Source organism: Candidatus Paceibacterota bacterium (assembly GCA_028697015.1).
Lineage (GTDB): Bacteria > Patescibacteriota > Minisyncoccia > Minisyncoccales > GWA2-38-27 > JAQVFW01.
The window spans coordinates 1-24,561 of record JAQVFW010000007.1 but is presented as its reverse complement, the minus strand read 5'-3'; the positions used below and the strand labels follow the sequence as shown (position 1 = coordinate 24,561).

The window sequence follows — 24,561 nt, the reverse complement described above, 5'->3', positions numbered from 1 at the left end:
TAATTATGGCAAATAACGACATACAAAATAAATTATGGAGCGCATGCAATAAAATGCGCCAAGACCCGGGAACAACCGGCGCTTTGCAATACATTGAGCAGTTTTCATGGCTTTTATTTTTGAAAGTTTATGAGGAAATTGAAAACGAATACGAGGCAAAAGCGGCTTTTGAAGGCAAAACCTATATCCGTAATATTGATAATGAGTTTCGTTGGAGCGTTTGGACGGGCAAAGATTCCTATATCACCGGACCGGATCTGCTGGAATTTGTGCAAACAAAACTTTTTCCATATTTGAAAAATCTTTCCGGTAATCGCACAAAAGAAATCATTTCCGAAATTTTTAACAACACCCAAAACCGAATGGAAGACGGCTACTTGCTTCGCGAAGTAGTGGATGTTATGGCAGGAGTAGATTTTTTTGGCGATGAAGATTCTTTCGCAGTTTCCAGTATTTATGAAGGGCTTTTCTCCAGAATGAAAGCATCGGACATTAAACCGCTCGCAGAATTTCATACTCCGCGCGTAATTGCTCGCTTTATGACGGAAATGGTTGCGCCAAAAATTGGGCAAACTATTTACGACCCATGCAACGGGCCGTCCGGCTTCTTGACAGAGGCGTATCATTTCATGCGTCCGCAAGAAAAAAGCACCAAAGACAAAGAAATTTTACAAAAAGAAACTTTTTATGGAAAAGAACTAAAATCCTTGCCGTTTATTTTGGGGACAATGAATATGATGCTTAACGGCATTGCTACCCCAAATATCCGCAAAATGAATACTTTGTCTATCAATCTTTTCAATATTGCCGAAAAATACGATGTAATTCTCACCAATCCGCCATTTTCCGGAACAGTGCGCGGAATTGAATCAAATTTTCCGTATCCTTCAGCACAAACGGAAATTTTGTTTTTGCAACATTGCCTACGCTCACTCAAAGAAGGCGGAAAATGCGCGATTATTTTCCCCGAGGGAGTACTTTTCAAAACTGATGATCAAAGCTATGTAAATACCAAAAAAGAGTTACTCCAGCAATTTAATTTGCATCACATTGTTCGCTTGCCGAACGGCTCTTTTGCTCCATATACCGGAATCCCGACAAATATTCTTTTCTTTGATAAAACCGGACCAACGAAAGAAATATTTTATTGGGAAATGCCACTTCCTGAGGGTCTGAAAAATTTTTCAAAATCCAAGCCGATCAAGAGTGAATATTTTGAAGAAGCCAAAAAGATTTGGCAGACAAAAGAACTTACCGAGCAATCATGGATTGTGTCGGTTGAGGATATTGTTAAAAACAACTACAACCTTGATGTTAAGAATCCGAATAAAAAAGCGGAATTTGAGCATCTTCCGCCGGAAGAATTGATAGAAATAATTGAAAATAAAGAAAAGGAACTTGTTAAGAAATTAGAGTCAATCAAAAAAACTTTTAATGGTGAAAAAAAAGAAGAATTTTCTATTAAAAAAATTGGCAAATTTTTAGCTCCTAGAAACGAAACGCCAGATATGAAGTCTTTGTCTAGAGGCGAGTACAATATCATAAATAAAATATCATTTGCTAGTGGTTTGATCGAAATTAGAGATAACAATAATACGAGAACAGGAATGATACTTATTGAACCGGGAGATTTAGTAATCTCCGGAATAAATGCGGGGAAAGGTGCTATTGCAATATATGGAGAAGATAATTTGAAGAAAGCCACTGCGACAATCCACTACTCTTCGTATAAAGTTGATAAAAATGTTGCAAACATAAAATATTTATGGATCTTCTTCAGAAGCGAAGTTTTTAGAGAAATATTAAGAATAAGTTTGCCAAATGGAATTAAAACGGAATTACGCTCCAATAAATTTATTTCTCTTGAAATTCCTCTCCCGTCATTACCAAAACAGAACTACTATGTTGAATTGTTTGAAGAAATTGAGAAATTGGCGGAAGATTTAGAAAAATCAAAAAATGCTTTATTAAATATAATGCCTTCTGTTTTAGCAAAAGCGTTTAATGGTGAATTATGAGTGCCGATTTTAAAAACAGCGATGAATATAAAAAGATATTTCTGTTCCACGAAACAATTGCGGATAGGATAATATCACGCGAAAGTGGCTGGCTTGAGTTTAAAGAGTCCTTCAATTGGAACTCAAAAGATAAATACGCAAAAAGTATGGTTGCTTTTGCCAATAATAAAGGCGGATATATTGTTTTTGGCATTAAAGACAAACCGCGTAATCTTGTCGGACTACAGAGTAATAATTTTGAAGATGTAGATGAAGCAAAAATTACTTCTTATTTAAACGGCATTTTTGCACCAGAAATAATTTTTGAAAAATTTATAACAACAGTAAAGGGTAAAACAATCGGTATTTTATACACCCAACAAGCAAAAACAAAGCCGCTTGTCTGTATTAAAAATGACGGGGAATTAAAAGAAGCGGAAATTTATTATCGTTACAACGCAAGAAGTGAAAAAATAAAATATCCAGCAATGAAAATGATGTTTGATGCAGTTAGAGAAGAAGAAAGAAAAAGTTGGATGGAGCATTTTGAAAAAATATCAAAAATTGGTCCAACTAATGTAGCGATTATGGATACAATCGCTGGCGAAATAAGTGGAAAAAGTGGGACGCTCGTTATTGATAAAAAGCTGATACCAAAACTCAAATTTATCAATCAGGGCAATTTCCAAGAAAAAGGCAAACCCGTATTGCGATTGATTGGAGATGTAAAACCTGTCTCGATAATCGCTGGCAAAAGTAAAGATGGTTCAGGTATTCAAATAACCGATGATCCAAATGCCCCAGCCTTTAGAATTGAACAAGAATCTGCCTTTAAGAGCAAGTACACATTAGATCATTCAGATTTGTTAAAAAGTTGTAAAACGAGATATTCCAATTTTAGACAAGGTAAAAGGTTTAATGATATTAAAAAAAATATTTTGAAAGTAGATAAAAAATATGCTGACCAGTGGCCAGCAAACTATAAGAAACCAAAGCTTAGTGACCCATACTTTTATTCAAACGAATGTTATAAGGTTTTAGACAAGAATTACAACAAGAAATAATATGAACACTTTCAAACAATCTGCGATTGAAATATTGAAAAAGGCAAAAAAGCCGTTGCACTATTCCGAAATCACACGGCTGGCTTTGGAATCTGGCATATTGGAAACGGAAGGCGCAACACCGGAAGCGACAATGAATGCGCAAATTGTGGTGGATATCAAAAACAAAGGAGAAGGCTCAGATTTTGTAAGAACCGCGCCCGGAACTTTTGTGCTCAATCCAAACAAGAAAGAAATCAAAGAAACGCCTAAAATTAGAGAAGCCGAAAAAGCGGAAGAAGAAAAAATTGTGATTGAAGGTGGGTTTACCGGCAAGGGCGGAGAACATCTTGTTTGCTCCGAACTGCTTTTTCGTGGCTTTAATGCCAGCATAATGAGCGTGGATGTCGGTATGGATATTGTGGCGGTCAAAGATAATCAGCTGTTTGGCATACAAGTCAAAACATCAAACCTCAATCGTTTTGACACTTATGTTTTTGATATCCGCAAAGTTTCTTTTGAACGCCATAGCAACGGCAATGTATTTTATATTTTCGTCTTACATGGCGAAAAGAAAAATCATTTTTTAATTTTGCCATTTCACGAAATGGAAAGAAAAGTCCACGAAAAAGCGATTTTAGAAGTCGGACATGGCAAACGCTATCGCGTAAATATCAAATTTAGAGACGAAAAGGTATATCTCGGCAATATGGATCATGAAATGGGATATTTCCTCGATAACTGGAATCTTATTAAATAATTTCTGCGGCGCGCCAGCTAACGCTGGCACAAATTCTGTCGGCGTCCAAAGCGAGGGCGAGGCGGAAGGGGGGTGTGGGGGGAATTCCGCCTCGCCCGAGCCAAAGCGAAGCCCCGCCGCCCTGCTCATTAAGAGCAGACCGCCAAAGAAAAGTTTTGTTTTCCTTTTAGAAGAAAAAATCGGGCGCGCCCAAATAAAAAATCGTGAACAAAACTTTTCTTTGTCGGAACGAGCGTCAGCGAGCGGCGGCGGGGCGAAGCGTCAAAATTCTGCGTTCGGATTTTCGCGGAAAAAAGTTCGGATTTCGTTCAGCGTTCGGAGCCAAAATTGACACTTTGCCTTAACGGGCTATAATAGAAACAGATAAGATAAATAAGTAAAATTATGCTTACAAATGAGGACATTCAAAAACTTTTAGAAGTTCTTGCTACGAAGGAAGATGTTATAGAGATAAAAAAAGATATTGTTGATTTAAGAGAAGCTATACAAGGACTATCTCTTTCTGTTGATAAATTAGTTAAAGGAATTAGTGATTTGACTATGGAATATTCGGCCATGAATAGTCAACTTAATCGTCATGAAAAATGGATTCGTCAAGTTGCAGAAAAATTAGAAATTAAATTAGATTATTAATCTCTCTTATTTGTCTTTTAATCCTGTAATATATTCATAATCTTCCATTGTTATAATAATGCTCGGTGAGAGGAGCCAAATTGTATGAATCAAATAAAAACCACCTTTTAATTAGCGTGGTTTTTTGATAGAATGGAAAACATGATTAAAGAATCTTTTAGAAAGGGATTGGGATTCGGATTAACCTCTGGAATTATAACTACTGTTGGGTTAATGGTTGGGCTTTATTCAGGAACAAATCTTAAATTGGCGGTTATCGGAGGAATATTAACAATAGCCGTAGCTGATGCTTTTTCAGATGCTTTAGGAATTCATATTTCTGAGGAGTTTGAATCTAGCCATAGTACAAAAGAAATATGGGAATCAACGGTTTTTGCTTTTTTATTTAAATTTTTCTTTTCTTTAATATTTGTTGTTCCGGTTTTAATTTTTGATCTTTTTTGGGCAGTTGTAATAAGCATAGTTTTTGGAATGTTAATGATAGGAATTTTTAGCTTTCAGTTTGCAAAAAAGCAAAATATGAATCCATGGAAAGCGACTGCAGAACATTTATTTATTGCAATAATTGTTGTGGTTATAACCTATTATGTTGGTTATTTAGTATCTTTAATATTCAATTAGAATTTCATTAAGATTTAATTTTAAATAATCCAATGAATAAATTTAGCAGGGTAATAACAAGTAGTAGCTTTATAATTTTATCAATCTGTTTTATTATTTTCCTTGGATTTGCAAATAGTCCCAAAATTGATTATTTTGCCATTATTATTGGAATTTTCTTCTTTATTATAGCTCTTGCTATTTTCTTTAATAAAGAAGAAGATAAAATTGAGGAAATAAAAAAGAAGTAGTATATTAATTATTAAAATACAATATGAAAAACATAACTATTACTACAGGAAACGATATTCCTGGAAAAGAGATTATAAAAGTTCTTGGGGTTGTCAAAGGCAGTACGGTAAGAGCCAGGAATATTGGCAGGGATATTGGGGCGGGTATTAGAAATATAATAGGAGGAGAAGTAAAAACGTATACTGAAATGACAAAAAACGCCAGAGACGAGGCATATAATAGAATGGTGAACGAAGCGCTGGACATGGAAGCTGATGCTATTATTGGTGTCAGATTTGCAACTTCCATGGTGATGGCAGGAGCTTCTGAAATGCTGGCATATGGGACTGCGGTAAAGATTAATAAATGAGAGAAATTTCCCATTGATATATCGGCACAGCAGAGAACACTAAAGATATACTTGGATATGTTAATGCCCGCATTTGCATATTTAAAAATTCTTAATTGGTTTAAAAAGGGCTTTTAAAAAAAGACAGCTCTTATTTTTAAAATAGCAAATATGCACTTGACAAGATATTATTATGGGTATATACTCATAATGAAGGAGAAATAATTATAAAGGTCGTCTCCTTTATTTAGAAAGTAATTAATAATAAAAACATGCCAAAATTTGATGCAACCGGCCCTTTTGGGTATGGTCCTGGTACTGGCAGGGGCTTTGGTCCTTGTTCTGGAATGTGTTATGGCAGAGGCAGAGGATCAGGATATAGGAGATTTTATACTAAAAAAGAAGAAGCAGGAATGTTGAAAGAAGAAGCGGAAACTTTAGCAGAAGAATTAAAAGCGATTAAGGAGCGCTTAACCGAGTTAGAGGACCAAAAATAAAAGAAGGCGAGAGCCCGGCTTTCTCTCTTGAGAAAGCCGGGAGACCTTCTTTGCTATATACCATATCATTAATTTTGAATAATTTCAATTATTATGGGAAGGCCTAAAATTTTTAGAAAAATTAAATTTAATCCGAATATAACTTATTTCAAGCCCCAGGGGGTTCCGATGAGGAATTTGGAAATTATTGAACTGACCTTTGAAGAAGCGGAGACCTTAAGATTGAAGAATATAGAGGGACTTGATCAAGTTGAAGCTGCTAAAAAAATGAACACTTCTCAGAGTACTTTCCAAAGAATTCTATCTTTGGCTTATAAAAAAGTAACAAAAGCCCTTGTGGAGGGCAAAGCAATTAAGATCATAAAATAAAAAAATAAAATAAAAATCTTTCTTGACAGAGTTTGTTTTAATAATATAAACTAAGAAGAGTTAATTTAAAAAATATGAAAAAAATTTATAGAAGCGAAAATAATAAGATTTTTGCCGGAATATTCGGAGGAATGGGGGAATATTTTGATGTTGATCCTGTAATTTTAAGATTAATTGCTGTTTTTATCTGTTTTTCAACGGGAATTTTTCCTTTTATTATAGGTTATATAGTCGCTTGTTTTGTTGTTCCTAAAAAACCGGTTTCTTAAAATAGGCAATTTTCATTTAAAGAGTTTCTCTTTGACTTTTTATTTATTTTTGATATATTCACGACAGTTCCTTGCAACAATGTCCCAAAGGAAAGCCAAAGATGATTATTGACCTTGTTTTTTTGTCTGTTATTTTAATTCTTTTTCTTTCTTTATTTTTTTCTTTTTTTGATCCGGTTAGAAAATGCAGGAATTGCGGCTCAAGGTGGAAAACAACAATTAGGACTTTTGAAGTATTTACAAATTCAGAGAAAATTTTAATTTTTGAAAATAAATATAGGCGCTGTCTTTTTTGCAAGAACGATATTCTGCTCAAAAAAAAATCAAGAAGCAAAAAAAGAGGGAAAGACAAAGAAATTACTATTCGTCTCTAGTTTTTTGATAAAATCTATTAAACCCCGCGATAAGATCAAGGGGTTTTTGTATTTTTCTATAGCGCTATTTTTCGGATACGAACTGATTTGGGAGTTACTTCGACAAGCTCGTCATCTCCTATATATTGGAGAGACGCTTCAAGGTCCATAGTGTTTGGCGTATTAAAATGTTCAGTAGTTCCTTCTCCTTTAGAGCGCATATTGCTAAGATTCTTTGCCTTGCAAGGATTAACAAAAAGGTCTTCTTTTCGCGAATGCTGCCCTATTACCTGGCCTTTATAAACATTTATTCCCGGGCCAATGAATAAAACTCCTCTTTTTTGAATATTCGTAAGCCCGTAAAGTTTTGTTTGCCCGCTTTCGGTTGAAACCAAAGATCCCTGCTCGCGCTTTCGCCAATTTTGGGCATCTAGATCGTACTGATAAAAAACATTATGAATAATTCCCAATCCTTTTGTATCCGTTAAAAATTCATTTCTATATCCAAGCAGTCCTCTTGTGGGAATGGAAAATTCCATATAGACAATTCCTTTTTCCGTGTTCATCTGCTGCATAATACCGTTTCTTTTTCCGAGCTTTTCAATAACGGCTCCCGAGTATTTCTCCGGAACTTCAATTGTAACCCATTCATAAGGGACGAGAGTTTTTCCGTTTTCTTCTTTTGTAATTACCTGAGGACGTCCTACTTGCAATTCATATCCTTCCCGGCGCATTCTCTCAATAAGAATTGCAAGGTGAAGTTCTCCTCTTCCGGAAACAATCCATGTATCGTTTTTTGCGTCTTCAACACGAAGAGCAACGTCGGTTTGCAGTTCTTTGTATAGGCGCTCTCTAATTTGGCGGGAAGTAGTGTAATCTCCTTCTTTTCCGGAAAAGGGTGAATTGTTTATTAAAAATTGCATTTTTACGGTAGGCCTGTCTATATCCAAAACAGGCAAAGCGATAGGATTTTCTTTATCTGCTATGGTTTCACCTATTGTAATTTCCGGGATTCCGGCTATTGCTATAATATCTCCGGCTTTTGCAATTTCAATTTCTTGCCTTTCTAGTCCTATAAAAGTCATAAGCGAGCTTAATTTTGCTCTTGATTGATTTTGAGAACGGTCAATGTATGTTATTTCTTGTCCGTTTTTAACTGTTCCGTTATAAATTCTACCGATGCCAATTTTTCCTTTAAATTTATCCTGCATAAGGGAAGTGACAAGCATTTGAAAGGGCTTTTCCGCTTTTCCTGAAGGGGCTGGAATTTCTTCCAAAATGGTTTCAAAAACAGGACTTATATCCTCCATCTTATTTAAATCTGCTTCTTTGCCCGCTTTTCCCATTTTTCCGCTTGCGTAAAGGATGGGAAAATCAAGAAGTTTTTCATTTGCTCCCAGTTCTACAAACAAATCAAATGTTTTGTTGACCGCCTTGTCTGGGTTTGCTCCGCTTTTATCTATTTTGTTTATAATAACGATAATTCGCAGATTTAAAGAGAGAGCTTTTTTAAGAACAAAGCGAGTTTGAGGCATGGGGCCTTCTTTTGCGTCTACAAGAAGCAAACATCCGTCTGTCATAGACAGTACTCTTTCTACTTCTCCTCCGAAATCAGCATGGCCGGGAGTATCTATAATGTTAATTTTCGTATCTTTCCAGATTACTGAAGCATTTTTAGAAAAAATTGTGATTCCCCGTTCTTTCTCCAAATCGTTTGAATCCATAATCAATTCTGTTTTTGACAGGTCCTTGGAAAGTTTTGTATTTGCCTTATGGAGAAGCGCATCTACTAGCGTAGTTTTTCCGTGGTCGACATGGGCTATAATTGCAATATTTCTTAGATTCATGATTTAATTTCTGCCACGGCCATATGAAAAATGGCGTTTATTTTTATTTTGCTTGCCATATCTGTTTCTATTATTATAACTGAACGTTCTTTTATTATTTCTCTCTTCCTTTTTTTTGTCAGAATATGGAATATCTATGGCGATGTTTTCAAATTTTGGAAGCTTTGGCAAAGCCGAAACAGAAATAGGCTTTTTTATCAGGCGTTCTATTTGTCTTATGCTGTTGCGCTGGTTTGAGGTGGCAAAGGAAATTGCCCGGCCTATGGAACCGGCTCTTCCCGTTCGTCCTATTCTGTGAACATAATCTTCTGAATTGTCAGGAAGATCAAAATTTACAACAATGGAGATATGAGAAACGTCAATTCCTCTTGCGGCAATATCGGTTGCAATAAGTACTCTGTATTTCCCTGATTTAAAGCCAGCCATTGCTTCTTTGCGCTGAAACAATGATCTGTCAGAATGTATTTCCGATGCGCTGTAGCCCATGGCAATAAGAGATTTGGCAATTTTTTTGGTTCCGTACTTTGTTCTGGAAAAAACAAGAATAGTTCCGGGATTGTCTTCAAGTATTTTTTTTAAAAGAGAAATCTTTTCTTCTTTTCTGAGAATAAAGAGTTCTTGCTTTACTCCCGATGCAACGGTTCCTGAAGGAGCGACTTCAATGCGTACGGGAGTTTTCATAAAATTGGAAGCTATATTTGCAATAGCGGGGGATATTGTTGCTGAAAAAAGAAGAGTTTGGCGGTTTACTGGAGCCATGCTTAAGATATGTTTTATATCTGGAAGAAATCCTATATCAAACATTCTGTCGGCTTCATCGAGAACGACAGTTTTTATATTTCTAAGGTCAAAAATCTTTCTTTTAAGGTGATCAAGCAATCGTCCGGGAGTGGCGATAATAATATGGGGATTTCTCCTGATGTCTCTGATTTGTCTGTCCATTGAAGTTCCTCCAATAATAATTGCTGTTCTGATTTCCAGATTTCTTCCTATTTTGTAAATCATCTCGTCCGCTTGAATAGCAAGTTCCCTGGTTGGAACAAGAATAAGGGCCTGTCCTTTGTTTTTTTCTAATGCCTGTATTATAGGTAATGCAAAGGCAAGAGTTTTTCCCGTTCCCGTTTGGGCAATCCCAACAATATCTTTTCCGTTTAATATTTGAGGAATACATTGATATTGAATGGGAGTAGGAGAAAGAAATGCATTTTTTTTCAAAATTAAAAGAATCCTTGGGTCAATTCCAAGATTATCAAAAGTAAAACTAGCCGGCTTTGAATGTGTCATATTTTTATTATTATAACCCGATTTCTGTAATGGGCCTTTAATATGACACAAAAAGATTCGAGTCCTTTAATCTTGCAAAGCAAGATTTTAATAGTTTATGATAGTAACACGAATAATAAATTACGTCAATAAGGGGGAACAAATATATGTGTTACCGCATCATTCTAATTAAGAAATATAAGAGTAGCTTTTTAAAATTTTTCTTTTATGATAGAATAAGAAAGGAAAATAAAATAAACAAAAAAAATGAAAAATAATCTTTTTTTTAAATTATTGGTTTCTCTCGGCCTTTCGGGTCTTGCGGGAGCAATTGGTTCTATATTCACTGTTTCAGCTATTTCTAATTGGTATATTTATCTTAACAAGTCCGCTCTTAATCCGCCTGACTTTGTTTTTGGCCCTGTTTGGACGATTTTATACATTTTTATGGGAATTGCCATGTTTTTAGTTTGGCAGAAAGGATTGGAAAAAAAGGAAGTAAGGACTGCATTAAAGGTTTTTCTTTTTCAGCTTTTTTTAAACATTCTTTGGTCCGTTTTCTTTTTTGGCTTTAAGGATATTTTTGCCGCTTTTTTTGGAATTATCGCTCTTTGGTTTGCCGTTCTTGCAACGATTCTTTCTTTTGCTAAAATTTCCAGATTGGCATTTTGGCTCTTGATTCCATATATTCTCTGGATAAGCTTTGCAGCTTATCTCAATTATTCTATTTGGCTTCTTAACTAAATATTTTAATTCTTAAATAGGTTATAGAATTACCAAAAACTTAATCGGGATGTTAAAATCTCTTTTTTGTGATATAGTGAAAATTGATATTTAGATATTTTTCTTCTAACAATAGAACAAAATTTACAATGAAAAGCGATATAAAGCGCAAAAAGAGGAAAATTCTTTTAATTTCTTTTCACTCTCTTCTTTTCCGTCATGGAGGCGTTTCTACATATATTGAAACGCTGCTTTCTCATTTGGATTACGAGGTTAAAATTATAACCCTTTTTAAAAAAGGAGATTTGAAAGAAAAGAAGGGGATTGATAATGAAATTTGTCTGGGGATAAAGAGGATTTTGCCCGGCCTTTGCATAATAGGGCCAAAGAGTCTTTTTTCTCTTATAAAGTACATAAAGGAAGCGGAAATTGTTCATTTCAATCCCATTAAAATATGGGAACTTTTCCCTTTTTTCTTATCGGTAATAATGAAGAAAAAAACGGTTACAACGTATCACGGAAATTTTATTGAAACAAATTATTTTCTTTTTAAAAAGATTGGATGGCCGGTGGAATATTTAAGGCTTCGTATCCTTTATTCACTATTTGTTCCTTTCTCGACAAAAAACATTTTTTTAACTTCTTCCCAAAAAGAGAAAATATGTAATTTTCTTCCCAAAAAGATAAAAAATAGTTCGAAAAACGTCGTAATACCGAATTTTTTAAACGAAAATTTTATTTCTTTAAAGAAAAGGCGTCTAAAAAAGAATTTAAAGTTTTTGTTTGTCGGTCGATTGACCAGGGAAAAAGGATTTAAAGATTTGATTAAAATTTCAAATAAAACTAAAATACTCCTCTCTTTTGCGGGAGAAGGAAAACCGATAAATCAAGACAATAAGAATCTTTCATATCTTGGCATTTTAGGAAGAGAGGAAATTAAAAACACCTATGATGACAATGACATTCTTATTCTGCCCTCATATACGGAAGCTTTTCCGATGGTAATTCTTGAGGCAATGGCAAGGGGGCTTGTTATTCTTGTTTCCGATATTCCTGGAATGCGGGAGATAATAAAAGAAAAAAGGAACGGTTATTTTTTCCTTCCCGGCGATTTTGAAAAAATAGAAAAAATTGTCACTTATTTAAGATCTAATCCTAAAGAAGTAAAAAGAATTTCGGAAAATAATTTGAAAGATATACAAAAATTTACCGCAAAAAAGCAAATTACAAAGTATATTCAACTTTATGAGAGCGTTTTAAAAGATATTCAATTAAAAAATGAAAATAAATCGCAGAGTTTGCTTTTTTTAAATTTAAAAAAGAAAAGGATTTTAGTCAGTATTGTTATTCCTGTTTTTAACCGTGAAAAAACAATTAAAAGAGCGCTTTCTTCGGCAGCTAATCAGACATATGAGAATACGGAAATTATTGTTATTGATGACGGTTCTACGGATAAAACCGCTGAAATTGTTAAAAATTTTAGCAAGAAAGTTAAAAAGGGGAAGATAAAATATTTTTACCAAAAAAACAAAGGGGCATCGGCAGCAAGAAACCTTGGCGTTTTAAAAGCAAAAGGAGATTATTTGTCTTTTTTAGATAGCGATGACGAATATTTGCCGGAAAAAATTGAGCGTCATTTATCAAAGGCTCTTCAATATAAAAGTGATTTTTCAATTTGCAATGAAATTCAGATGAGAGATAATTTTTTCTATATCAAAAATAAAATAAAAAAGGAAAAGATTACTTTGAGTTTCAATAGTTTTATCGAAAAATTTCTTTCTTATTCTACCATTTCAACCCTTATAAAAAGAGATGTTTTTTTGGAATACATGTTTGACGAGCGTTTAAAAGCTTTTGAAGATACAGATCTTATTTTAAGATATCTTAAAAAAAACAACATTGTATTAATTAAAGATGTGCTTGTTAAAATATATAAAAGTTCAAAAGAGCCAAGATTATCGTCTGATCCAAAAGCAAGAGTGGGCGGTCTTAACGAAATGATATTCAAATTGAATAGGGGCGATTATGGCATAGAGGAAGAATCTTTAAAAAACAAGCTTTTTTTTACTTTGTATTGTCAGGTGGGAATTTATAATATTTTGGGAAAAAATTATAAAGAAGCGCGAAAAGGGCTTATAATGGCCGGTAAAACCAAAAATGTTCCAGCTACTAAAAAAGCAAGATATTTTATATTGTCAATTTTTCTATTATATCCTCCTTTTATGCCTTTGGTTGTTTATTTTGGAAAGATTTTATGGCGTCTTAGAATTGTGGAGGCAAAATAAAATATGAAAAATGAAAATTATATACTAATAACTCCGGTAAAAGACGAAGAAAGGCATATTGCCGATGTTATTGATTCTGTATTAAATCAAACCGTAAAGCCGAAGCTTTGGATTATAATAAACGATGATTCAAAAGACAACTCGCTTAAAATTATTATTAATAAAACAAAAGATTTTTCTTTTGTGAAGATAATTTCAAAAAAAATCAACAAAGATTATAATTGGCTTGGGTATGGCAAGGTAATAAAAGAAGGAATAGATTATTGCAAAGAAAACAATATTTTTAATTCAGAAATAAGATATCTTGGAATTTTGGATTCTGACATTGAAGTTGAACCTGATTATTTTGAAAAACTGATTTCAGTTTTTCAAAAAGACAAATCTTTTGGAATAATCAGTGGAGGAATATATGAAAAAACAAACAAAGGATGGAAACTTTTTAATAAAGGAGAAATGCCAGCCGGAGGAGCAAGGTTGTATAATATTTCTGCTCTGAAGGAGATAGATTTTTTAAAGGAAACTCCGTCTCCTGACACTGTTTCTAATATAAAAATAAAAAACAGGGGATATAAACTTCTCTCTTTGGAAAAAATCAGAGTCTTCCATAAAAAAAATACGCTGAGAAAACCAAAAAGAATCTTTATGTTTGGTAAAAGCAGATACATTTTAGGCGCAGGATGGCTTCATACTATTGCTGTTTCTATTCAGAGGTCTTTTACAAAGAAACCTTTTTTAATCGGAGGTATCGTCTATTTCTTAGGTTATTTCGGCAGTTTTTTAAAAAAAGAAAAAAGAATAGAAGATAAAGAAATAATTCAATATTGGAAAGATTTCTGGAAAAGAAGCATTGACCTGAAAAATTTAAGAATTTCAAGGTATTTTTGTTTTAACCTAAATACTGACCTTAAAAATACCACTTTGCTTATTGGTTCAGGAAGAAGCGGAACGACTATAATTTCAAATATCATAAACTATCAAAATAGTTTCAGGTACCTGTTTGAGCCGTTTAAACTTGAAAAGGAAATGTTTTCTGGAAAGCATGGCTCATATTTAAGACCTGGGCAATATGATCAAAAGAAACATAAAATAATAGAGAAAATATTATCGGGTAGAATTCAATCTTTTCAGGTAAACAAATTCAATAAAAAATTATTTTCAAGAAAAAGGATTATAAAAGATATAAGCTCCCATTTCATGGTTGGCTATATAAAGAAAAATTTCCCGCAGGTTTCAATAGTAACATTAATAAGAAATCCTTTTGCCGTTATTGATTCCCAGATAAATAATAACTGGCAATACGGCTTTGTTAAAAGCAATGAATTGATTGAAGATTATTTTAAAAAACAGAAAGAATTAATTTACAATGTTTATACAAAAGGAAGCGAATATGAAAAAAATATGCTTTGGTGGTGTGTTAGAAACTATGTTCTTATAAAAGAAACTCCGAAAAAAGAACTCATAACTTTTTACGAAGAATATATTTTCAACCCGGAAAAAGAAATAAGAAGGTTATTTTACTACTTGAATATTGAATATAAAAAAAATGTTCTCTCGGTTTTAAAAAAACCTTCTCAAACTTCAAGTGAAAAAAATATAAGGAAAGAAAGATTACTTTGTAAGTGGCAAGAAAGAATTCCAGATGAAGAAATAAAAAAATGCAAAAAAATAATTTCTGCTTTTAATCTTGATAAGATTTATGGTGATTTTAAAAAGCCTTCAAGAGAAGGACTAGCTAATTTTTTGAATGAAAATAAATGAAAAACAATCCCAAAATATCAATAATAATGCCGGTTTACAATGTTGAAACATTCCTTTCCGAAGCGATAGAATCTGTTTTAAACCAGACCTTTTATGATTTTGAATTTGTAATAATAAATGACGGATCAACCGACAATTCTCTTGAAATTATCAAAAATTATGAAAAGAAAGACAGCCGTATTGTTCTTTTGGATAATAAGGAAAATCTCGGAATAACCAAATCATTGAATATCGGACTAAATAAAGCAAGAGGGGAATATATAGCTAGAATGGATGGAGATGACATATCGGAAAAGGAAAGAATTGAGATTCAATATGATTTTCTAAAAAAGAACAGGGATATTTTTCTTGTTGGGGCCGGATCAAGAGAAATTGACGAAAACAAAAAGCTGATTTCAATTTTTAATCCTTTAACTGATAAAGAAAAGATAAGAAATAAGCTTCTTAAAGAAAATTGTCTTCGTCATTCTTCAATAATGTTTAGAAATGAAAATATTTTTTACAGGGAAAAAATGAAATATGCCCAGGATTATGATCTTTTTTTAATGCTTCTTTCTTTCGGAAAAAAAATAACAAATGTTCCTTATCCTTTGGTAAAATATAGAATAAGAAGGAATTCTATTTCAGGAAGAGACGTTGGAAAACAAAATCTCTTTGCTAAAAAAGCGAGAGAATTTTACAAAGAGCGCCTCAAATACGGCAAAGACAGTTATGATAAATTTGATCCAATGGAAATACTTTCCATTGATATTGAAAAAACAACGGACAAGTCAGCTCTTATTGCCCAAATGAGGATAAGCTTCAAGTTTAATAATTTTGAAAAAGGAAGAAAACTCTGTAGAGAATACTTCAGACAATATGGATTTTTAAATAGAATTATTTTTTACTATATTATTTCTCTTCTTGGCGTTTCTTTTATTAACTTAATAAGGAGAACTTTTTTTTATCGGCTTATCAAAAATATTTTCTAGTTAAAATATTTAAATGAAAAACAACCCCAAAATATCAATAATAATGCCGGTTTACAATGTTGAAACATTCCTTTCCGAAGCGATAGAATCTGTTTTAAACCAGACCTTTTATGATTTTGAATTTGTAATAATAAATGACGGATCAACCGACAATTCTCTTGAAATTATCAAAAATTATGAAAAGAAAGACAGCCGTATTGTTCTTTTGGATAATAAGGAAAATCTCGGAATAACCAAATCATTGAATATCGGACTAAATAAAGCAAGAGGGGAATATATAGCTAGAATGGATGGAGATGACATATCGGAAAAGGAAAGAATTGAGATTCAATATGATTTTCTAAAAAAGAACAGGGATATTTTTCTTGTTGGGACGGAAACAAAAAGAATTGATGAAAAAGGGACTGTTTTTGGAATATTTAAACCTGTTTTTACCAAGAATGAACTTATGAAAAATATCCTGGAAAACAATCTTATTTATCATCCTACGATAATGATGAAAAATAAAAAAGACCTCTTTTATAGAGAAAAGATGCATTACGTTGAAGATTATGACTTATATCTAAGGTTGATTTCTGAGGGGAAAAAGCTGGATAATATTTCTCTGCCTCTTTTAAAATACAGGATAAGAGAGGATTCAATTTGCATAAGTAAGGCCGGAAAACAAAATCTCTTTGCCAAAAAAGCGAGAGAATTTTACAAAGAGCGCCTTAAATACGGCAAAGACAGTTATGATAAATTTGATCCAATGGAAATACTCTCCATTGATATTGAAAAAACAACGGACAAGTCCTTTTTAGAAGCAGAAGCAGAAGCTAGTTTTAGATCGAATAATTTCAAACAATTAAGAAAAATATCCAGAAAATATTTCAGATATTACGGTTTTTTCAATAAAACGGGATTTTACTATATTATTTCTTTTGCCGGAATTTATCTTGTTGATCTGGCAAGAAAAATCAGGCGTTTACCCAGGAATATATTCTATATTTTCCTATATTTTTTATAAACTTGAAAGAAGTATCGTAGAGATAAAAATTGCCGTCTCTAAGATATGTTTTTTTATTAGTTAAATCGTCTTTAATGAATATTTCGCTTGAAACAAAGATTCCTTTGTCATGTTCCTTAACAGCCTTTTTAAGCTCAAAGTATTTATAATAATTTGATTGTATATAGACGTTTTTAGACACATTGTATCCCCAAATCGTTCTTTCTTTTCTTGTTACCTTTCTTTTATCGTCCATTGGCCTGTTCAAATAGATAGAAAATTCTTCGTGTCTTCCGTCAAGAACCAGCACGGTATCGTTATTAACTCCCATTTCTTCTAAAAAATTTGCCGCTTCTTTTGTATAAAATCTGCCAATGCCTATATTATCTATCTTTAAATTGGATATTCCTTCTCTTTTATAGGCAATAGAAGGATTTATGGAATATAGCAAGGAAGTATAGTTTACTAAAAGAAGAAGTCCGATTATTATAGCTGTTTTCAAAATTTTATTTCCTGAAATATTAAGTAAATTTAAAATAGCGTTTGAAAATATAATTACATACGGAACGAAGAGAAAGTATATGTATCTTGAAGGAATATAATCGATATGGCTTTCATGTTTGAAAATGAAGAAGAATAGTCCGAGAGCCAGCGAGAAAAAAAGAACAAACATGCAGTTTTTTCTTTTTTTATCTTTGTTAAAAAGAAAAATGCCAAGAATAAAAAAGAATATTAAAAATTGTACTCCGATATTTGACCCATAAAACCACTGCCAAGGAGAATCAATAAGCGGATCAAAGAGCATTTTTAAAAAAGTATAGTCAGGTTTTCTTAATCCAAATTCAAAGGAAAAAATATCAATAAGATAAGCCATGGCGATTATTGCGGAAATGATATTGATAAAATAGGCGATTTTTACATATCTTATATTCTCTTTTATCTTGTGCAAAAAGAAAACCGGGAATATAAAAATTGCCGCCGCAAAGGGATAAATTCCTGTTGTAAGCACTTGAACGCGATTGTATTTCCAGAGGAGTATAATAGCAAAAGGGATAAAACAGAATGATATAACATGTTTTAACCGTTTACTTAAATCATTATTTTCTTGTATTTTTTTATAAAGCAAAATGGAAAAATATATAGCTATTGACCCAATCATTAAGTCAAAAGAGTAATCTCTTGTAATTCTTGATTGAATTATAGCCCAAGGAGAAATTGCAAAAAGAAAGGCGGAAAGAAGCCCTATTTTTTTTGAAATAAGCCGTCCGGTGAGGTGAATAAAAATAAGGGTAATAAAGCTATAAAAAAGAAAGGGAATTTTAATTGAGAAAAGATTGAATCCAAAAAGTTGAACCATTTTAAGCATGAAAAAATCGGTAATTTTATGATATCTGTAGAAAGAAACTCCGTTTTCGTAAACATTTTTTATTGCAAGTACATTATGATTGTCTGATCCATTAACAAAATCATTGTAATAAAGCCGGGTTAAGAGAAAAATAAAAAAAACAAGAATAAGTCCGATACCTTGCCAATCTTCTTTATAAATCCATTTTCCAATATTTCCGAAAAAAGGGACTTTGTTTAATCGGGGGAATTTTAAAGAAAACTCTTTTCCTAATCTTTCCTCGTTGATTTTGTTTTCTTCTTCTTTTCTCTGGGATTTTTCTTCCAGCTCTTTTCTATTAAGGTAAAAAGAAAAAAAGCAAAATAATGCGGTTAATGTAATTATATATCCCTGAGAAAGCAATATTAAATTTTGTATTGCCCTTAAGAAAACTATGTTTCTTAATAACTGGAAATTGAGTGAGCCGATTATAAGAAGAAAAAAACCGGTCAGAAAGACATATTTGGAATATTTTTTCAGAAATGCCATATGTATTTTTTAAATTCAAGTATTCGATTATTTTAGCATAAAAAGAAAAAAATAAAATGGCACCTATTGACAAAATTTCTTTTTTAATGCAAACTGTCTGCAGTACATATAAGGTCGACCGAATCTTTACCCGCTTGTAGCTGGCATAGATAGGTCGAAAAAGGAGTTAGCAATGCAAATTTTGCTAAGGGACGTTTTAAATGAGATCGATAATGTCGATCTCTCTTCTGTTTCGCCGGATCTTGGCGAAGTTGAAGAAAACGAGGAGGTCCTTGGGATTCTTCCCGATGACCTTAAAAAATTCTTTGTTGTCAGGGAGAGTTATTATAATTTTGTAGAGGAAGAATGCAAACGCATTCATTCTCTTAAAAAAGTAGATCAGAAAACTCTTCTTCTTCTTGAGAGGCACGAGCTTCTCCATGAATTTTTCGAGCTTCTTAGTGGGCTTTTTTGGAACTCTGTTAAAGGATGTTTTGAGGGCTCCTCTTTAAAAGGTAGCGGAATCAGAATCAGAAAGGGCTGGAAAGTGGTTTCCATGCCCGAAAAAGAAGATAAACCCCGACTGAGCATTATGATGATTGGCGCAGTCCCGCGCCCCTAATTCCTGTCTGCCTTCTTAGGCGGAATCCCCTGTTTGCCTTTTTGGGCAGGCAGGGGCTTTTTTTCTTTATTTCCCATATATTCCATGTTAAAATAAACTTTGCGGAGAATAGTTTTGTTCTTTTAAAAAGAAAGGAGGTTAAGATGAAAAAAAGAGAGAAAAAGACGGTTTCTCGCGTTGAAGAGATAAAAAGAAAGGAGGAAGAAGTAAAAAAGCTTCTTTTTGATGAAGGGAAAAGGAAGATTGCAAATAAAGAAATAAGGAATCTTCTTTCCCAATTTAAGAACAGGTATTCCATTTTGGATTGCCTTGAAGTTATAAGGAGGAGATATCCCTCTTATGTTCTTGAGGCTGCCATAGAAAGAGTAGAAAGGAAGAAGAAACGGAATGAGCTTTCGTGGGATGAGATCGTCTACTTTGAGAAGTTCAAAAAATCTCTTAATTGAAAAAACCTCGGCTTTGCGCCAGGGAAAAGGCGCCTGTTTTAATATTTCTTATGCCAAGATTATATCTTGGAAAGGAAACTTAAGACAGGCGCCTGATTTATTTTTTCAGCCAATTTAAGATTTTCAGAGTGTCCGTTTGCCTATTTTCAGAATAAAGAAGAACAATGGCAATCGGTTTTTCTTTTACATCAAACAAAGAAGCCAATGTTTGTTTTGCTTCCGGGAGATATCCGGTTTTTCCTCCTATAAATTCGGGAATATTGTAAAAGTTATTGACGTTTTTGAATTTAAGCATTCTTCCTGTGTTATCCGGGAGCCAGAAATTATCGTCTTTTCCTATTTCCAGTATTTCAGGATGGTTCTTGTGAATATATAAAAGGAGTTTTACAAGATCTTTAGAAGTAGAGCGGTTGAGGGGATTTAATCCGTGCGAATCATAAAATTTGGTATTGTCCATTCCAAGCTCCTCTGCTTTTTTATTCATTAATTCTAAAAATTTCCCTTCTTCTAAGAAATAAGTTAAGGCCTCGGCGGCATCGTTTGTTGATTGTATGAGAGACGCCTTAAGAAGGTTTTTTACATCTATGTTAAGCCCTAGAAAAAGAGAAGGGCTGTATCCTAAGGGTTTAAGCATTTTTTCCGTTAGGGTTATTGTTTTTGTTGTATTAATATTTTCAATGGTAATTACGGCATTCATTAATTTTGTGACAGAAGCAATAGGGTATAACTTGTCTGTATTTTTTCCAAGGATAATCGAATTGTTTGAAATGTCCATCACAATATAGGAATGGGCGCTGATTTCCTTCTCTATATTGTATTTGGAAATCAAAAGCATAAGCCGTTGAACTTCTTTTTGGAGAAATTCAATCTGCTTTAGTAATTCAAATCTTTTTTCTTCAATTAAAACGCTGCTTGCATTTGCCTTTAAAGAGAATGAAAAAAGCAAAAGAAGAAAGATTATAAGTATTTTCTTTTTCATTTTATTTGAAATTAAATATTTTACCTTGGAAATTCATTTTAGCATAAAATATTGAAATAAAAAACAATCTCTGGTAGAATGAAGGGCATAATGAAAAGGATATTATTTATAATAACGGTTTTAATTATCATTTTTCTTATTGTCGGCAGAAGATTTATAACTAAGCTTTTTTAATTTCAAAAAACATGTATATCCCTGTTATACTCGGAACCGGAAGAGAAGGCCGCAGATCTGAAAAGGCGGCGGATTTTATGCTTAAAAAAGTTTTAGAAAAAGGAATTGAAAGCGAGATTATAGACGTTAAGGATTATGGATTAAGGTTTACAGACGGAACAGGAGAATCTTCTGAATCTAAGAAATTTGCAGAAAGAGTAAAAAAATCAAATGCTCTTATTATTGTTTCTCCGGAATATAACCATGGATATCCGGGAGAGCTTAAGATAATGATGGATATGCTTTATAAAGAGTATGCTAAAAAGCCAATTGGATTTTGCGGAGTTTCTATCGGAGCTTTCGGCGGAATCAGGGCAGTTGAACAGTTAAGGCAAGTTGCAATTGAATTTCATATGTTGCCGATAAGAGAATCCGTTTATTTTTCAAACATCGGGAAATTATTCGATGAAAAGGGGAATATTAAAGACGAAACATATCATCAAAAATCAGAAGTTTTTCTCAGTGAACTTATGGGATATGCTGAAAAATTAAGCTTTTAAAACTTATAAAAAATAACAATATTTATATGGAAAACAAAAATTTAGAAAATGAAAAAAGAGAAATTACGCCAAAGCATTTTTTTCTGCATATTTTTACGATAATAATGCTTTATTTGTTTACGGTTAACCTTATTGTTTTGCTTTTTCAGTATATAAACTTTTTGGCTCCTGATTTGCTTTCCAGAGCAGTATCTTCTTTTGTAAACAAAGAGATAATCAGATTCTCTTTATCCTCAATAATCATTATTTTCCCGGTATTCTTTCTTTCTTCATGGCTTCTTCAAAAAAGCTATAAGAACAATCCGGCAGTTGAAAAAATGAAGATTAAAAAATGGCTTGTTTACTTTACTCTTTTTATTGGGGCAATTGTTGTTGTTTTTAATCTTGTAACAGCTGTTCTTTGGTTTTTAAACGGAGAAATAACCCTTAGGTTTATGCTTAAGTCGCTTTCTCTTCTTGTTGTTATCGGATTGATTTTTACTTATTATGGCAGGGATACAAAGGAAAAAATAAGTTCTTCTGAAAGAAAATATTGGGCAGCGGGAGTTATTTTTATTTTTTTTCTTATGGTTATTGGAGGATTCTTTTTGGCCGGGTCTCCTCAGAAAGAAAGATTAAGCCGGTTTGACCGTCAGAAAATAGAAGACCTTAATGGTATACAGTGGCAGATTGTTTCTTTTTTTCAAAAAAAAGAGCGCTTGCCTGAAGATTTAGTTGAACTTGAAGATTTGATAAGCGGATACAGAGTTCCAAAAGACACTCAAAACGACAAGCCATATGAATACTTTATAAAAGGAGAAGATTCTTTTGAGCTGTGTGCAGAATTTAATTTGGCCTCTGATGAAGAGGAGTTTATGGTTTATTTTTACGACTATAACTGGTCTTTTTCCCATGGACCGGGAAGGGAATGCTTTATCAGAACAATAGATAAAGAAATATATCCTTCTCTTACCCCTGACGGAAGGAAGATTCCTTAATTACGTAAAAAAAGGTGGCTATTATGCCACCTTTTTTTGTTGACAAAAAGGGGAAAAAGGAGTAAGTTTTCAGAGGAACATCATTTCTTTTGAAAGAAAGGACAAGGAATGAGAAAAAAAGCACCTTTAAAAAAATCTATAGTTATTGAAAGGTTTTTGTCTCCTTATGCAAAATTGTTGCTTGAATCCGTTCAAAAGCTGGGTGGGTTTTGCAATGCCCATGCCCATCTTGATAGGGCGGATACTTTATTGCAAGAATATTTAGAACATATCAATACTACTCCGATTGAAGCCAGTTTTTTACCTCTTGCCGTTAAGCAGAACTTGACGGGCGACCTTCACAGAGGCCTTGCTTATACAAAGGATAACCTGAGAGAAAGAATGGCAAATACTTTAAACCGTCTTATTGATTATGGGACGACTCGTCTTTGCACTTGCATTGATGTTGCAAGCGACATTGGCGAGGATGGATTTCTTGCTCTTAGAGTTGCCCTGGAGTTAAAAGAGCAATTCAGAGACCTTATTGAAATTGAGATTGCCCCCAATCCTATTTTCGGATTTAAAGAAGGAACCGGAAGGTGGGAAATGTTTGTTGAAGGGGCAAAAATGGCTAACTTTATTTCCGCTTTGCCCGAAAAAGATGATTATCTTGACCCAAGAGAAAGAGACGGAAAAATCGGATTTAGGAATCATTTAAGAAGAGTTATTGAGCTTGGATGCGAACTTAAAAAAGAGGTTCATATTCATCTTGACCAGGCCAATGACCCAAATGAGGTCGGGACAGAAACTCTTATTGAGGGATTAAAGTGGCTTGATCAGCCCCAGATTTCCGATCATAAGGGCCCTGCAATTTGGGCGATACATTCAATTTCCCCTTCGGGATATTCTGAAGAGAGATTTGGAAAACTTGTTGACGGGCTTTTGGAGCTTAATATTGGAATAATTATTTGTCCCACGGCGGCAATTTCAATGAGACAACTGCGGCCAATTAATGCTCCCGTTCACAACTCAATAGCAAGGATGCTTGAATTGTGCAAAAGAGGGGTTCCTGTCATGATTGGCTCGGATAATATTTGTGACGTTTTTGTTCCTCAGGGAGATGGGGATATTCTTACGGAGATTATTATGGGCGGCCACGCTCTAAGGTTTCCTGTCCCGTATGTTTGGGCAAAGATAGGGGCGGGAGTCCCTCTTAATCAGGTTGATAGAGCGACAATTGGAAGGGCGCTTTATCAAGATAGAAAATCCTTTCAAAATCTGGACCCGTCTTGGGTTCCGGCAATAGATTAGATTAAAGATTTTAAAATATTCACAAAACCCTGAGATAATATCAAGGGGTTTTTATTTTTTTAAATATTTTGCTATTATGAAAATATGAAGAAAAAAGTATTAATGATAATTTCAATTGTCTTATTTTTATCGGTATTATTTTTTGCCTATTTTTTCTTTTTTGTTAAAAAAGAAGAAAAATTGATTTCCAATTTTGAAGAGTGCGTTCTTGCGGGATATCCTGTTATTGAAACTTATCCCAGACAGTGCAGCTATAATAACTCTTTTTTTGCAGAAGATATTGGAAATGAAAAAGAAAAACTTGATTTGATATTTGTAAATAATCCTCGTCCAAACGATAAAATCGAAAGTCCTCTTTTTATCAGCGGAGAAGCGCGGGGTTTTTGGTTTTTTGAAGCCAGTTTTCCAATTTATCTGAAAGACGAAAAAGGAGAAGTTATTTCTTATGCTATTGCTACAGCAAAGAGTGACTGGATGACTGAAAACTTTGTTCCTTTTGAGGCGGAAATTGTGTTTGAAAAACCTGAAAGTCAAAAAGGGGAATTGGTTTTTTTAAAAGACAATCCTTCAGGACTTAAGGAATATGACGATGAATTAGTAATCCCGGTTAGATTTTAATTTTTTTAGTTCTTGACAATTTTCTATATTAATAATACTATCTAATTAGTAATCATTCTCAATAGATTTACCAATATAGATAAAGGTCAGATTGAAAAATTAAAAACAAAAAATGATGAAAAAGACAGTAA

General features: G+C 33.3%; 27 protein-coding genes. 23 read left to right on the top strand and 4 right to left on the bottom strand.

The window, feature by feature from the left end:
* The first annotated feature begins 5 nt into the window (after positions 1-5).
* The 12 genes from PHH50_02685 to PHH50_02630 all read left to right on the top strand — a co-directional run bounded on the left by PHH50_02685 (position 6) and on the right by PHH50_02630 (position 7,122).
* Positions 6-2,018, top strand: coding sequence for an N-6 DNA methylase (locus PHH50_02685; GenBank protein MDD3729199.1), 2,013 nt, complete (start codon positions 6-8; stop codon positions 2,016-2,018).
* Entirely contained in the window at positions 2,015-3,061 is a 1,047-nt protein-coding gene (locus PHH50_02680; GenBank protein MDD3729198.1) for an ATP-binding protein, read from the top strand. The genes PHH50_02685 and PHH50_02680 overlap by 4 nt, the downstream gene beginning before the upstream one ends.
* 1 nt (position 3,062) lies before the next feature.
* Positions 3,063-3,800 (top strand): winged helix-turn-helix domain-containing protein, encoded by a 738-nt coding sequence (locus PHH50_02675; protein MDD3729197.1) that lies wholly within the window; start codon positions 3,063-3,065, stop codon positions 3,798-3,800.
* On the top strand, positions 3,757-4,131 hold the full coding sequence (locus PHH50_02670; GenBank protein ID MDD3729196.1) for a hypothetical protein: 375 nt from the start codon (positions 3,757-3,759) through the stop codon (positions 4,129-4,131). Before PHH50_02675 ends, PHH50_02670 begins: the two co-directional genes overlap by 44 nt.
* A 53-nt stretch (positions 4,132-4,184) precedes the next feature.
* Positions 4,185-4,433, top strand: a complete 249-nt coding sequence (locus PHH50_02665) for a hypothetical protein (protein MDD3729195.1) — start codon at positions 4,185-4,187, stop codon at positions 4,431-4,433.
* A 144-nt stretch (positions 4,434-4,577) separates the two neighbouring features.
* Positions 4,578-5,054 carry a hypothetical protein gene (locus PHH50_02660; GenBank protein MDD3729194.1) on the top strand — a complete coding sequence of 159 codons (477 nt, stop codon included), beginning with the start codon at positions 4,578-4,580 and terminating at the stop codon, positions 5,052-5,054.
* Positions 5,055-5,086: 32 nt separating this feature from the next.
* Positions 5,087-5,284, top strand: a complete 198-nt coding sequence (locus PHH50_02655; protein ID MDD3729193.1) for a hypothetical protein — start codon at positions 5,087-5,089, stop codon at positions 5,282-5,284.
* A 23-nt stretch (positions 5,285-5,307) separates the two neighbouring features.
* Positions 5,308-5,634: a YbjQ family protein gene (locus tag PHH50_02650; protein MDD3729192.1), complete on the top strand. Its 327-nt coding sequence runs from the start codon at positions 5,308-5,310 to the stop codon at positions 5,632-5,634.
* 251 nt (positions 5,635-5,885) lie between these two features.
* Positions 5,886-6,110 carry a DUF5320 domain-containing protein gene (locus PHH50_02645; GenBank protein ID MDD3729191.1) on the top strand — a complete coding sequence of 75 codons (225 nt, stop codon included), beginning with the start codon at positions 5,886-5,888 and terminating at the stop codon, positions 6,108-6,110.
* 93 nt (positions 6,111-6,203) lie between these two features.
* Positions 6,204-6,479, top strand: coding sequence for a DUF134 domain-containing protein (locus tag PHH50_02640; protein MDD3729190.1), 276 nt, complete (start codon positions 6,204-6,206; stop codon positions 6,477-6,479).
* A 74-nt stretch (positions 6,480-6,553) separates the two neighbouring features.
* Complete coding sequence (locus PHH50_02635; GenBank protein MDD3729189.1) at positions 6,554-6,748, top strand: PspC domain-containing protein; 195 nt, start codon at positions 6,554-6,556, stop codon at positions 6,746-6,748.
* A 101-nt stretch (positions 6,749-6,849) separates the two neighbouring features.
* Positions 6,850-7,122: a hypothetical protein gene (locus PHH50_02630; GenBank protein MDD3729188.1), complete on the top strand. Its 273-nt coding sequence runs from the start codon at positions 6,850-6,852 to the stop codon at positions 7,120-7,122.
* Between the two features lie 56 nt (positions 7,123-7,178).
* Here PHH50_02630 and typA read toward each other — a convergent pair whose 3' ends face one another.
* Both typA and PHH50_02620 read right to left on the bottom strand, forming a co-directional pair.
* Complete coding sequence (gene typA / locus PHH50_02625) at positions 7,179-8,948, bottom strand: translational GTPase TypA (protein ID MDD3729187.1); 1,770 nt, start codon at positions 8,946-8,948, stop codon at positions 7,179-7,181.
* A 3-nt stretch (positions 8,949-8,951) separates the two neighbouring features.
* Positions 8,952-10,232, bottom strand: a complete 1,281-nt coding sequence (locus tag PHH50_02620; protein ID MDD3729186.1) for a DEAD/DEAH box helicase — start codon at positions 10,230-10,232, stop codon at positions 8,952-8,954.
* Between the two features lie 246 nt (positions 10,233-10,478).
* Here PHH50_02620 and PHH50_02615 point away from each other — a divergent pair, with 246 nt between their 5' ends.
* The 5 genes from PHH50_02615 to PHH50_02595 all read left to right on the top strand — a co-directional run bounded on the left by PHH50_02615 (position 10,479) and on the right by PHH50_02595 (position 16,954).
* The gene (locus PHH50_02615) at positions 10,479-10,955 is read left to right on the top strand and encodes a tryptophan-rich sensory protein (GenBank protein ID MDD3729185.1); all 477 of its coding nucleotides are present in this window, start codon (positions 10,479-10,481) and stop codon (positions 10,953-10,955) included.
* 128 nt (positions 10,956-11,083) lie between these two features.
* Complete coding sequence (locus PHH50_02610) at positions 11,084-13,219, top strand: glycosyltransferase (GenBank protein MDD3729184.1); 2,136 nt, start codon at positions 11,084-11,086, stop codon at positions 13,217-13,219.
* 3 nt (positions 13,220-13,222) lie between these two features.
* Positions 13,223-14,977, top strand: coding sequence for a glycosyltransferase (locus tag PHH50_02605; protein MDD3729183.1), 1,755 nt, complete (start codon positions 13,223-13,225; stop codon positions 14,975-14,977).
* Positions 14,974-15,948 (top strand): glycosyltransferase, encoded by a 975-nt coding sequence (locus tag PHH50_02600; protein MDD3729182.1) that lies wholly within the window; start codon positions 14,974-14,976, stop codon positions 15,946-15,948. The genes PHH50_02605 and PHH50_02600 overlap by 4 nt, the downstream gene beginning before the upstream one ends.
* A gap of 13 nt (positions 15,949-15,961) precedes the next feature.
* On the top strand, positions 15,962-16,954 hold the full coding sequence (locus PHH50_02595; GenBank protein MDD3729181.1) for a glycosyltransferase: 993 nt from the start codon (positions 15,962-15,964) through the stop codon (positions 16,952-16,954).
* Here the strand turns inward: PHH50_02595 and PHH50_02590 are convergent.
* A complete protein-coding gene (locus tag PHH50_02590) occupies positions 16,905-18,806 on the bottom strand; it encodes a glycosyltransferase family 39 protein (protein ID MDD3729180.1) in 1,902 nt (633 codons plus the stop codon). The genes PHH50_02595 and PHH50_02590 overlap by 50 nt on opposite strands.
* 172 nt (positions 18,807-18,978) lie before the next feature.
* Here PHH50_02590 and PHH50_02585 point away from each other — a divergent pair, with 172 nt between their 5' ends.
* Together PHH50_02585 and PHH50_02580 are read left to right on the top strand one after the other, a co-directional pair.
* Positions 18,979-19,407, top strand: coding sequence for a hypothetical protein (locus tag PHH50_02585; protein MDD3729179.1), 429 nt, complete (start codon positions 18,979-18,981; stop codon positions 19,405-19,407).
* Between the two features lie 143 nt (positions 19,408-19,550).
* Positions 19,551-19,853, top strand: coding sequence for a hypothetical protein (locus PHH50_02580; GenBank protein MDD3729178.1), 303 nt, complete (start codon positions 19,551-19,553; stop codon positions 19,851-19,853).
* A 97-nt stretch (positions 19,854-19,950) separates the two neighbouring features.
* Here the strand turns inward: PHH50_02580 and PHH50_02575 are convergent, their stop codons facing one another.
* Positions 19,951-20,832, bottom strand: a complete 882-nt coding sequence (locus tag PHH50_02575) for a serine hydrolase (protein ID MDD3729177.1) — start codon at positions 20,830-20,832, stop codon at positions 19,951-19,953.
* Between the two features lie 185 nt (positions 20,833-21,017).
* On the opposite strand from PHH50_02575, the gene PHH50_02570 reads away from it, so the two are divergent.
* From PHH50_02570 to PHH50_02555, 4 genes are all read left to right on the top strand, one after another.
* Positions 21,018-21,545, top strand: a complete 528-nt coding sequence (locus tag PHH50_02570) for an NAD(P)H-dependent oxidoreductase (protein MDD3729176.1) — start codon at positions 21,018-21,020, stop codon at positions 21,543-21,545.
* A 26-nt stretch (positions 21,546-21,571) separates the two neighbouring features.
* Complete coding sequence (locus tag PHH50_02565; GenBank protein ID MDD3729175.1) at positions 21,572-22,522, top strand: DUF5671 domain-containing protein; 951 nt, start codon at positions 21,572-21,574, stop codon at positions 22,520-22,522.
* A 108-nt stretch (positions 22,523-22,630) separates the two neighbouring features.
* Positions 22,631-23,812 (top strand): hypothetical protein, encoded by a 1,182-nt coding sequence (locus PHH50_02560; GenBank protein MDD3729174.1) that lies wholly within the window; start codon positions 22,631-22,633, stop codon positions 23,810-23,812.
* Between the two features lie 84 nt (positions 23,813-23,896).
* Positions 23,897-24,430, top strand: coding sequence for a Gmad2 immunoglobulin-like domain-containing protein (locus tag PHH50_02555; GenBank protein MDD3729173.1), 534 nt, complete (start codon positions 23,897-23,899; stop codon positions 24,428-24,430).
* Positions 24,431-24,561: the final 131 nt, after the last annotated feature.